This window comes from Bradyrhizobium sp. UFLA05-112 (assembly GCF_053572325.1).
Window position 1 is genome coordinate 47,254 of record NZ_JBANBK010000056.1, and the last position, 10,915, is coordinate 58,168.

Annotated in this window: 11 protein-coding genes and 1 pseudogene; 8 read left to right on the forward strand and 4 right to left on the reverse strand. The window is 61.9% G+C overall.

What is annotated here, in order from left to right; all coding sequences use genetic code 11:
- Positions 1–27: 27 nt before the first annotated feature.
- On the forward strand, positions 28–246 hold the full coding sequence (locus SO180_RS28125; protein ID WP_449382083.1) for a hypothetical protein: 219 nt from the start codon (positions 28–30) through the stop codon (positions 244–246).
- A 356-nt stretch (positions 247–602) separates the two neighbouring features.
- On the opposite strand, the gene SO180_RS28130 is transcribed toward SO180_RS28125, so the two are convergent.
- From SO180_RS28130 to SO180_RS28140, 3 genes are all read right to left on the reverse strand, one after another.
- Positions 603–1,889 carry an NRAMP family divalent metal transporter gene (locus tag SO180_RS28130; RefSeq protein WP_449382084.1) on the reverse strand — a complete coding sequence of 429 codons (1,287 nt, stop codon included), beginning with the start codon at positions 1,887–1,889 and terminating at the stop codon, positions 603–605.
- Between the two features lie 231 nt (positions 1,890–2,120).
- Complete coding sequence (locus SO180_RS28135; protein WP_449382085.1) at positions 2,121–2,306, reverse strand: hypothetical protein; 186 nt, start codon at positions 2,304–2,306, stop codon at positions 2,121–2,123.
- A gap of 59 nt (positions 2,307–2,365) precedes the next feature.
- Complete coding sequence (locus tag SO180_RS28140) at positions 2,366–2,581, reverse strand: hypothetical protein (RefSeq protein ID WP_449382096.1); 216 nt, start codon at positions 2,579–2,581, stop codon at positions 2,366–2,368.
- 36 nt (positions 2,582–2,617) lie between these two features.
- Here SO180_RS28140 and SO180_RS28145 point away from each other — a divergent pair.
- From SO180_RS28145 to SO180_RS28165, 5 genes and pseudogenes are all read left to right on the forward strand, one after another.
- Positions 2,618–2,758: pseudogene (locus SO180_RS28145) on the forward strand (GNAT family N-acetyltransferase); the annotation flags it as partial.
- A 245-nt stretch (positions 2,759–3,003) separates the two neighbouring features.
- Complete coding sequence (locus tag SO180_RS28150) at positions 3,004–4,278, forward strand: CaiB/BaiF CoA transferase family protein (RefSeq protein ID WP_449382086.1); 1,275 nt, start codon at positions 3,004–3,006, stop codon at positions 4,276–4,278.
- A 45-nt stretch (positions 4,279–4,323) separates the two neighbouring features.
- Positions 4,324–4,980, forward strand: coding sequence for a maleylacetoacetate isomerase (gene maiA / locus SO180_RS28155; protein WP_449382087.1), 657 nt, complete (start codon positions 4,324–4,326; stop codon positions 4,978–4,980).
- Between the two features lie 64 nt (positions 4,981–5,044).
- Positions 5,045–6,274 carry an acyl-CoA dehydrogenase family protein gene (locus SO180_RS28160; RefSeq protein ID WP_449382088.1) on the forward strand — a complete coding sequence of 410 codons (1,230 nt, stop codon included), beginning with the start codon at positions 5,045–5,047 and terminating at the stop codon, positions 6,272–6,274.
- 9 nt (positions 6,275–6,283) lie between these two features.
- Positions 6,284–6,847 carry a flavin reductase family protein gene (locus SO180_RS28165; protein WP_449382089.1) on the forward strand — a complete coding sequence of 188 codons (564 nt, stop codon included), beginning with the start codon at positions 6,284–6,286 and terminating at the stop codon, positions 6,845–6,847.
- Between the two features lie 36 nt (positions 6,848–6,883).
- Here the strand turns inward: SO180_RS28165 and SO180_RS28170 are convergent, their stop codons facing one another.
- On the reverse strand, positions 6,884–7,792 hold the full coding sequence (locus SO180_RS28170) for an NAD(P)-dependent oxidoreductase (RefSeq protein WP_449382090.1): 909 nt from the start codon (positions 7,790–7,792) through the stop codon (positions 6,884–6,886).
- 171 nt (positions 7,793–7,963) lie between these two features.
- Here SO180_RS28170 and SO180_RS28175 point away from each other — a divergent pair, with 171 nt between their 5' ends.
- A complete protein-coding gene (locus SO180_RS28175; RefSeq protein ID WP_449382091.1) occupies positions 7,964–8,947 on the forward strand; it encodes an ABC transporter substrate-binding protein in 984 nt (327 codons plus the stop codon).
- 75 nt (positions 8,948–9,022) lie between these two features.
- Complete coding sequence (gene ilvD / locus SO180_RS28180; protein WP_449382092.1) at positions 9,023–10,717, forward strand: dihydroxy-acid dehydratase; 1,695 nt, start codon at positions 9,023–9,025, stop codon at positions 10,715–10,717.
- Positions 10,718–10,915 lie beyond the last annotated feature (198 nt).

The following is a 10,915-nucleotide window of genomic DNA, read 5'->3' on the forward strand; positions in this document are numbered from 1 at the left end:
TGCAGCAGCGTTGTTTTGCAGCGCGAAATGGCTGCCGGAAAGGCTGGGGATAGCCATGATCTTTCCGGAGATCGCCGCGAAATCGCGCCGGCTTCTTTCCGTTTTGGCCACAATCGCACCCCCACCATCAGCCCCATGCAAGCCTTGGCTTTTATCTCGATTCTGGCGCTGCTCACCTTGGGCGGGGCAGCCATTTCCGACCAGATTCTCACGGCCGATCAGCAAATCGTGCAGAGGGTTCAGTAAAGCGTTTTCCAGCGAAGTGGCGACCGGTTCGCGAAAGAAAACGCGTCAAAACTAGAATCTAGAGCTCAGTTCCGATTCAATCGGAACGACACAGTAAGACTAGGGCGCACGGTTTGGAAAGGCGCATTGTCTTGGGGGACGACGCGATGCTTTCGGTAGACCAGTTTCTGAGATTGATCAGCGTGCCGGCCGTGTTCGTGGCCTTCATCATCGCGTCGCAGGTTTCGGCGGCCCTGACCTCGAACTGAGCCGCACGCCCAGAGCGCGATGAGATCAGGGGGAATCGTCATCGCGCCTTGGGTGTCATTTGAGCATGATCTTTTCGGAAAACCGCTTCACACTTTTCCGGATCATGCTCAACCGACGACGGACGAGCCGAGCAGGGCGACGACCGCGAGCGCCATCAGCGCCGTGCCGAGCCAGCCGAGCGCGATCAGCCATGTCCGCGCCCTGAACTGGCCCATGACGCCGGCGTTCGAGACGATCAGCATCATCATCACCATGATGGGGACGGCGACGATGCCGTTGAGCACGGCGCTCCACACCAGCATGTGGATGGAATCGATGCCGGTGAAGCCGAGCGAGAAGCCGATGACGGTCGCGGCCGCGATGATCGTGTAGAAGCCGACGGCTTCATCCGGCTTCGCCTCCAGCGTGGCGCGCCAGCCGAAGATTTCCGCAACGCCATAGGCCGCCGAGCCCGCCAGCACCGGGATCGCCAGCAGGCCCGTGCCGATGATGCCGAGCGCAAACAGCAGGAAGGTGAAATCGCCGGCGAGCGGCCGCAGCGCTTCGGCGGCCTCCGTCGCCGAATTGATTTTGGTCACGCCATTGGCGTGCAGCACGGACGCTGTGGTCAGGATGATGAAGAAGGCGATGCCGTTCGAGAGCAGCATGCCGAGCGTGGTGTCGGCCCTGATGCGCGTCAGCTCGGGATCGCCCGCGCGCGGCGCCTTCGCCAGCGGCTGGCGTTTTTTGTGGTTCATCTCCTCGACCTCCTGGGAGGCCTGCCAGAAGAAGAGATAGGGGCTGATGGTGGTGCCGAGCACGGCGACCACCATCAGGAAATAATCGGCGCTGACATTGGCCTGCGGCCAGACCGCCGCCAGCAGCGCCGTGCTCCAGGGGATGTTCACGGTGAAGGCGGTCGCGACATAGGCGAACAGCGACAGCGTCAGGAATTTCAGCACCGGCGTGTAGCGGCGATAGGGCACGAAGATCTGCAGCAGGGTCGAGGACGCCGCGAAGATCAGCGCGTGCTCGTGGTTCAGCCCGCCGATGACCAGCGAGAGCGCCTCCGCCATCGCGGCGATGTCGGCGGCGATGTTGAACGTGTTCGCGGCAACCAGCATGGCGACCAGCGCCAGCACCAGCCAGCGCGGCACGATCTTCATGACGTTGGCCGCCAGCCCCTTGCCGGTGACCCGGCCGATCCGCGCGCTGACGAGCTGGATCGCGATCATGAACGGCAGGGTGAGAAACACCGTCCAGAGCAGGCCATAGCCGAACTGCGCGCCGGCCTGCGAATAGGTGGCGATGCCCGACGGATCGTCGTCGGCCGCCCCCGTGATCAGACCGGGCCCCAGCCGCTTTAGCACCATCCGGAAGGATTTTGGCGGTGCGGGAAGGATGGGGGCGGTCATGAACGGCGGGGTCTCGCGTCGGCTGGCTTTTTCCCAATTCTCCCGGCTAACTCGGGGCAAGGATCAAAAGTTCCTGCAGGTCAGTCCGGCCCCGCGTTTCGGATTGTCCGCATTTGCAGTTGACACGTCGGGCAAATCACCTGTAAACAGGCATCATCGCAGAAATCGTCGGAGCCCCCGCCGTTCACCGGTCGCGGGCTTTGTTGTTGAGGCGAGGGCGGAGATTGCGGACTAGCGGACGCTGACGAACATTCCCCAGGCGGCCGCGAGACCTGCTCCGGTGAGAACGTAGATCGGATTGTCACAGAACGCGCTGCCATAGGTGCACATGGTGGCGCCGAACGAGCCGATCTCATGATGGCTCGCGGAATAGAACAGGCCCGACAGGCCAAGCAGTGCAGCGGCGACGTAGTACATCGATCTCCTCCTCGATGGATTTCAAACGTCGGGCCGCCGCTCAACGCTTGATCCTTCAGTCACTCGACAAGATTGGAGGCGATAGTGGCGTGAAGAAGTTTCATTCCGCCAAATTCGGTTTCGTGCATTTTAGATAAAGTTTGATAGGTTTGTGATAGGCTTCTGATTAAGCGAAGTTGCACTTGACGCGTCGGGCAAATCACCTCTATAGTGGCATCATCGAAAGAGTTTGCATCAACCCGCGCGGAGCATTCCGCTGCGGGTTTTTTCGTCATGATGCCGCTCACGTCCGACGAGATAGCTCAGAGGGGGAGAGCATCGTTTCGGACACGGCCGACAACAGGATATCGGCGAATAACTTCATCAGGACGGGCTACCGGCTTTATGAGCCGGAGGTGCCTTGGGGGTGGCGCAATACGCTTTACTGGCGAAAATGGCTGAACGGGGTTTAGGGGCCATCATGCTTCCGTGAAGCGGAATGCGCCGCGCAAAGCACGGACGGCAGGCCATCGTTCGCTACGTTGAAACGGCCCGGCAGCTTGACGCTGCCGGGCCGTTTTTGCGTTTTGAGAGACGCCGGCGATCCGCGGCATCATTGCTTTATGATCGCAAGCGGGCAGGGGACTTGCCCGTGCCGTGAGGCGGGCTTTAAGGTTGCTATTCGGCGGGCACAAGCCGATGTAGGGAGCGAGCGCTCATGATCGATCAGCCGCAACTGCCGGAGCGTCCACCGCGCGCCGGGAACGGACCTACGGCACTTGGCGGACTGCTGGTCATCGATTTCACGCGCGTGGTCGCGGGGCCCGCCTGTACGCAGACGCTTGGCGATTTCGGCGCCACCATCATCAAGATCGAGAATCCCGACGGCGGCGACGATACGCGGGCCTATGAGCACGCCGAGATCGGAGGCGAGAGCGCCGCCTTCCTCAGCCTCAATCGCAACAAGCGTGGCATCGCGCTGGATCTTGCGGTGCCGGCCGCGCGCGACGTGGCGCGCGAGCTGATCCGCAAGGCGGACGTGGTCGTCGAGAATTTCTCGGGCGGCGTCATGAAGAAGTTCGGCCTCGATTATGAATCGGTCGCGCCGACCAACCCGCGGCTGGTTTATTGCTCGATCTCTGCCTATGGCCGCACCGGGCCGTTTGCTTCGCGGCCCGGCTTTGATCCTATCACCCAGGCCGAGAGTGGCTTCATGTCGCTGAACGGCTTCCCTGATGGCCCGCCGGTTCGGACTGGTCCGCCGATCGTCGACATGGCGACAGGGATGGCCGCCGGCAACGCTATCCTCCTTGCGCTGCTGGCCCGGGAGAAGCTGGGCCGCGGGCAGCACGTTGAAGTCGCGCTGTTTGATATTGCGATGGCCATGACCGGCTTCTATGGCATGGCTTATCTCATCAACGGCCACAATCCCGGACGATTCGGCAATTCGCCGAGCGGTTCTCCCACCGTCGGAGTCTACGAGGCGTCTGACGGACCGCTCTATATGGCTTGCGCCAATGACAGGCTTTACCGGCGTCTTGTCGTCGAGGTGCTTGATCGACCTGAGCTGATCACCGATCCCCGCTTTGCCACGCGGAAAGCACGCTCCGAAAACAAGGAGAGGCTGCGCGCCGCCATTGCCGAGGTGTTTGCAGGCGATCGCCTCGAGAACTGGATGATGAAGATGAAACAGGCCAATATCCCGGTTGGCTATCTTCGCACTGTCGAGGAAGGCTTCAATGCACCCGAGGCGCGAGAGCGGCAACGGCTGAATAAGATCCCGCACCCCACGGCGGGCTGGGTGCCTAACATCGAATCACCGGTGTCCATGAATCTCACGCCCGCCGTTGAGCCCGTCGCGGCGCCGCTGTTGGGTGAGCACACCAGGGACGTCTTGCGCGAGACGCTTGGCTATGACGAGCGATGGCTCGCCGAGCTTGCGGAGAGCGGAGCCTTCGGAGCCGGCCGGCGACCGGGGGTACCCGTTCCCTGAACCTTGCCTAGGGCCGGAAGCGTTGGCGAATGGAAGGGAGTGACGATGAACATCGAACTCTACGGTTTCTGGCGATCGATCGCGTCCTTTCGCGTGCGGGTGGCGCTGAAGCTCAAGGCTTTGCCGTTCAGGGAAATCCCCATCGACATCATGTCGGGCGAGCAGTTCACGCCTGACTATGATGCCGTGAACACGGAGCGTGTCGTGCCGACTTTGGTGCACGACGGATACCGGGTGTTTCAATCGCTCGCGATCATCGAGTATCTCGACGATGTCAGTCACGGGCCGAGGTTGTTGCCAACCGATCCGGCCGATCGCGCATATGCGCGGTCGCTGGCTCTGGTGACGGTCGCGGACGCCCATCCGCTGGTGACGCCGCGTGTGCGCAATCACCTCGTAAAGGCATTCGGGGCAGATGGTGACGCGGTCACAGGATGGGCCGAGCATTGGGCGCGCGAGGCGTTGGCGACCTATGAGCGGCTCCTGGCAAGACGATCGCCGGCTCCGTTCGCCTTAGGCGCCACGCCCGGGATAGCTGATATCTGCATTGCGGGGCAGGTTGTGGGGGCCCATTTCCTCAAATTGAATATGGCGCCGTTTCCGACCGTGACCCGGCTCGCGGAGCGCTGTTTCGCGTTGCCGGCGTTTGCAATATCTCATCCGTTCGAGCAACCCGGGTACAAAACCGAATCCGGTCGCTGACATTGCATCGTCTTGATTTGGCGGGCTTCCGGCCGCATAACAGTTGCGGAAACGAAGGATACGAATGGTGGCCGGCAATCCCATCTCAGGTGCGGCCCAGCCGGAGGCTGAGACCGGTGAGCGTGCCTATGCCGCGATGATCGCGCGCGCGAGGGCGCTCGTTCCACAATTGCGCCAGCGCGCGGCGCGGACGGAGGAGCTTCGACGCCTTCCGCCCGAGACCGAACAGGACCTTCATGACGCCGGCCTATTCAGGATTCTTCAGCCCAGGCGTTTCGGCGGATCGGAGCTCGATTACGTTGCGCTGATCGATTGTGCCGACCTGTTGGGGCAGGCAGACGCTTCAGTGGCCTGGAATTTTGCCAATCTGGCGAGCCACCATTGGATGCTCGGCATGTTCGAAGAGAAGGCCCAGACTTTGGTCTGGGGCCGCGATGCCAATACCCTGATCGCTTCGTCGTTCATTTTCCCGGCCGGTCGTGCCCGGAAGACCGATGGCGGTTATCGGTTGCACGGAAGCTGGCCATTCTCGTCGGGCGTGGCGTCCTGCGAATGGAACATGCTTGCGAGCGTGGTCTACTCCGATGATGAGGCCGATGGCATCGAATATCGCATCTTCTTGCTTCCCAGGCAGGACTACAAGATCCTCGACACGTGGAACGCGGCGGGACTGCGGGGCACCGGTTCGAGTGACGTGGAAGTCAGGGATGCCTTTGTTCCCGACTACATGACGGTCGCCGTCGGCAATCTGGCCGGAGGTCCGACGCCCGGGAGCGCGGTCAATCCCAATCAGCTCTATGCGCTTCCGGTATTTTCCTTGTTTCCGTACGTTCTGTCCGGCGTCGCGCTCGGAAATGCTCAGGCGTGCCTGGACGACTACGTCGAGGTCGTTCGCCACCGCATATCGACCTACAACCGCGCCAAGCTGAGCGATTTCCAGAGCACGCAGATCAAGATTGCCGATGCCTCGGCGAAGGTCGACGCCGCGCGCTTGATCATGCGCTCTGCCTGTGCGCTTGCCATGGATGATGCGCGGCGTTGCCATGTTCCGAGCATGGCAGCCAAGACCAAGTACCGACGCGACGGCGCATTCTCGGTCAATCTGTGTACCGAGGCGGTGTCGATGCTGTTTGCCGCCAGCGGTGCGCGGGGATTGTTCACGAGCGGCGTCTTGCAGCGGCAATTCCGCGATGCTCATGCCATAAACTCGCACCTTGCGTTCAATTTCGATGCAGCCGGGACCAACTACGGCCGTGTCGCGCTCGGCCTGCCGTCCGAGAACTTGACGCTGTGAGGCCGGCTGATGACTGATTTGCCCAAGCAGCCGCCGGCCGCAGACCCAGCGAACGAACTGGCGAGCGACAACTCGCCGATCGATCCGCGCGATTTTCGCGCTGCCCTTGGCACCTATGCGACGGGGGTGACCATCATTACCGCCGCGGGTCCGGACGGCAAACCCTACGGTCTGACGTGCAATTCATTCGCTTCGGTATCTCTCAATCCGCCGCTCGTGCTCTGGAGTCTCGTGGTCTATTCGTCGAGCCTGACCGTGTTTCAGAATGCCAGCCATTTCGCAGTCAACGTGCTCGGCGCCTCACAGCAGGCACTTGCGAACACGTTCGCAAAATCCTCGGACGACAAGTTCACCGGCGTTGACTGGAGTCCCGGGCTCGGGAATGCGCCGGTGCTTGCCGAAGGTGTTGCCAACTTTCAATGCCGATCGGTCAATCGATATTATGGCGGCGACCACGTGATCTTTCTTGGAGCCGTCGAGGCCTATTCCTACAATCGAAACGAGCCGCTGCTTTTTGCGCGCGGGAGCTACGGGCATTTTTTGGCGGACGATGATCGCCAGAAGCCGTCGTAAGACGGACCGGTTCGGCGTTTCCGCGTTCAAGCCGATTCAGCCTTTCGGTGCGGAGAGCTGGTAGATCTCCAGCGCATCGGCATCCGCCCCGCGGCTCGCGCTGGCAAGTCTGAACAGCTGCCCCGCGAGCGAAGCCATCGGAACGGGCGTCGAGGTGGCGTGGGCGACATCGGCGACGGTGTCGAGATCCTTCAGCATAGTCGCGATGTGGCCGAGCGGCGGGGAATGAATGCCCCGAACCATCCGTGGGACGAAGAGCTGGAGGGGAATGGAATCGGCAAAGCCTCCGGCGAGCGCTTCCGGAAGTCGTCCTGCGTCGATCCCTGCATTCACCGCAAGACGCGTTGCTTCGGCAAGGACGGCCATCGCGCAGCCAACGATCACCTGGTTGCAGAGCTTGGTCGTCTGGCCGGCGCCGATCGGGCCCATGTGTGTGAGTCTGCGCGCCATTGCAAGGACGTACGGCCGCACCCTCTCGACGTCGGCGGGATCTCCGCCAGCCATGACCGCTAGCGTGCCTTCCTCTGCTCCTTTTGTGCCGCCCGAGACCGGCGCGTCAATCCAGCCCGTGCCGTTTGCCGCCTTGAGCCGCGCGGCAATGTCGCGCGCGGCATCCGGATGGATGGATGAGAAGTCGACGACGAGCTTTCCCGCGCCTGGAACCGTGAAAAGTCCTTCAGGGCCGAAGATCACTTCCTCGACTGCCGCGGCATCCGTCAGGCACATGAAAACGACGCTGGCACTGGTCAAAACGTCGCGGGGGCTGGTTGAGCGCTTCGCGCCGGCTTCGACGAGGGCCGCCGCCTTCGCGGCCGAACGGTTCCAAATCGCTACCTCGTAACCAGCCGCGAGCAGTCGCCGGGTCATGGGGGCACCCATCAATCCGAGGCCCAGATAGCCGAGCTTCTCGGCGGTGTGCGGCGTCGCGCCGGGGGATTCGGCCATGGGTCGCTTCCTTCTGAGCAATGCTGGTTGAATGTGGCCCTAGCATACACGGGAGCCGATCGGGAAATCGCGTCGGTGCGCATGGCTTGCCTGACTGTTTGAACCATGAAACATTTGGCTCCTGGTCGGGTTGGGTGGCGCCGGTCGGCGTCGAAGCAGCGGAGCGGCATGATGCGGACGGTTTCAAAGTGGGTCCTGGCATTTGGGACGGTGGCGGCGATCGCCGCGAGCACGGGCTCATCGCGGGCGCAGCAGACGATCCGCGTCGGCTGGACCATTCCGGCTGAGGAATCCAAATATTGGATGATGCGGCGGCCGGCGGAATTTCCCGATCTCGGCAAGACCTATAATATCGAGTGGACGCAATTCCAGGGCACCGCGCCCATGACGCAGGCACTGGCCGCCGGCGCGCTCGACTGCGCCACGCAGGCGCCCTTGTCGCTGTCCAACGGCGTGGTCGGCGGCAATCTCAAGGCCTACATCGTCGCTCAGCACGTGTTCGAGAAGCCGGGCGGATTTTCGGTCTATTGGGCGGTGATGGACGACTCGCCGATCAAGACGATCGCCGATCTCAAGGGCAAGACGGTCGGCATTTCGGTGATCGGCGGTGGCACGCAGGGACCGTTCAACATGCTGCTCAAGCAGAATGGCATCGATCCCGCAAAGGACATCAAGCTCGTCGAGGTCGGCTTTGCGGTCTCCGAAGACGCATTGCGGCAGGGCCGGGTCGACGCCGTCAACATGAACCAGCCATTTGCCGCGCGTGCGGAAGCAAAGGGTGGCACGCGCAAGCTGTTTTCGCTGTCGCAGGCCATGCCGAACATCGTGCATATCCTTGAAGCCTGCCGCGCCGATTTCGTCGACAAGAACCCGGAACTGGTGAAGGCCTATGTGCGCGACATCACCTCCGGCATGAAGAAAGCGCTGGCGAACCGCGAAGAAACGCTGAAGGTGGTATCTGAAGTACTCAAGGCGCCGATCCCGGTTCTCGACACCTACTTGTTGAAGGACAATGATTTCGGGCGAGATCCGGGCGCTGCACCGAACTTCCCGGCGATCCAGAAGATGCTGGATATCTACGCCGAAACCGGAATGCTGCCGAAACTGGATGTCGCGCAGTTCAAGCATCCGACCATCGTTGCGCCATTGCAATAAGCAGCTCGGCGAATAGCCGGAACGATTTGCGGCGTCCCAATATTGGGTGGGACGTCGAATGTAGATGATACCGACATGAACAAGCTGCGCTCCCGGATAACGACTGACGGCCTCGACCGCGCGCCGCATCGCGCATTCATGCGCGCGATGGGGCTGGACGACGCGGCTCTCGCCAAGCCGATGGTCGGCGTCGTCAGCATGAAGGGTGAGCAGACGCCCTGCAACATGACGCATGATTTCCAGGTCGAGGCGGCCAAAGCGGGCATCGAGGAAGCCGGCGGAACACCTCGCGAGTTCACGACGATCTCGGTGTCCGACGGCATCAGCATGAATCACGAGGGAATGAAGTTCTCGCTGTTTTCGCGCGAGCTGATCGCCGACTCCATCGAAGCCGTCGTTCACGGCCTTGCCTACGACGCATTGATCGGCTTCGGCGGCTGCGACAAGACGCTTCCCGGCGTGATGATGGGCATGATCCGCTGCAATGTGCCGTCGATCTTCATCTACGGCGGCAGTGCATTGCCGGGCCGACTGGAAGGACGAACGCTGACCGTCCTCGATTCCTATGAGGCGGTCGGCGGCTTCATGACCGGCGAGATCGATGGTCCAACACTCGAAAAGATCGAGCGAAGCTGCTTGCCGACCATCGGCGCGTGCGCCGGACAATTCACCGCAAACACCATGGCGATGGTTTCGGAGGCGATGGGCCTCACCATCCCCAATTGTTCGATGATTCCCGGTGTCTATCCGGAACGCGCGCAGGTCTCGCGCCGTGCGGGCCGGCTCGTCATGGAAATGCTCGAGCGCGGCGGGCCATTGCCGCGTGATATCGTGACACGGAAGGCGCTGGAAAACGGTGCCGCAATTGTCGCGGCCACCGGTGGCTCGACGAATGCGGCCTTGCACCTGCCGGCAATAGCGAACGAGGCCGGGATTTCCTTCACCATCGATGACGTTGGCGAGGTTTTTGCCCGTACCCCGCTGATTGGAAATCTGCGTCCCGGCGGCAAGTACACCGCCAAGGATGTTTACGATATCGGCGGAGCCGCCGTGGTGATCCGTGAACTCGTTCAGAGCGGGCATATCGATGGAAGCGCCCTGATGATTACCGGTCGTACACTCGCCGAGGACTATGGCAGCGCCAACGCGCCGGATGGCGAAGTAATTTATTCGGCCGGCACACCCATTATGAGCGATGGAGGCGTTGCAGTGCTGAAGGGCAGTCTCTGCCCGGATGGTGCCGTGATCAAGGTTGCTGGACTGAAGAGCCTGTCCTTTGAAGGGCCCGCACGTGTCTTCGAAGACGAAGAGGCATGTGTCGAAGCCGTGCGTAACCGTAACTACACCTCGGGTGAGGTCCTGGTGATCCGCAATGAAGGACCAGTTGGCGGCCCCGGCATGCGCGAGATGCTCGGCGTCACGGCGCTGATCTATGGCCAGGGTATGGGCGAAAAGGTCGCCCTGATCACCGATGGGCGTTTTTCCGGCGCGACACGTGGCATGTGTATCGGCTACGTTTCTCCTGAAGCCTTCATCGGAGGCCCGTTGGCGCTCGTGTGCGACGGCGATAGAATTCGGATCGACGCCGGCGGCCGTCGCATGGACCTTTTGGTCGACGAACAGGAGCTCGCAACGCGCCGGCGCAACTGGAAACCGCGGCCACCGCGCCACCGCGCCGGCGCCCTTGCGAAATATGCGCGTCTGGTTGGGCAGGCTCCGGGCGGAGCGGTCACACACGAAGGACCGGCGGAATGGCCGTGGTTCAAGTGATCGACTCGCGCGCTAGGGCGGCATTCGTCTGGCAAGTTTCTTGCTAAGCTGATGCCAATCGTGAAGGGAATTCAGCAGGTCGTTCGCATACGGATCAGCGTACGCATGAGGCAAGAGACGGCATGAAGGTGTTGCCTTCAAGATCGAGCGAGATGGCGGTTCAAGTGCCGGCACGACAGCCGTCGACCGCCATGATCG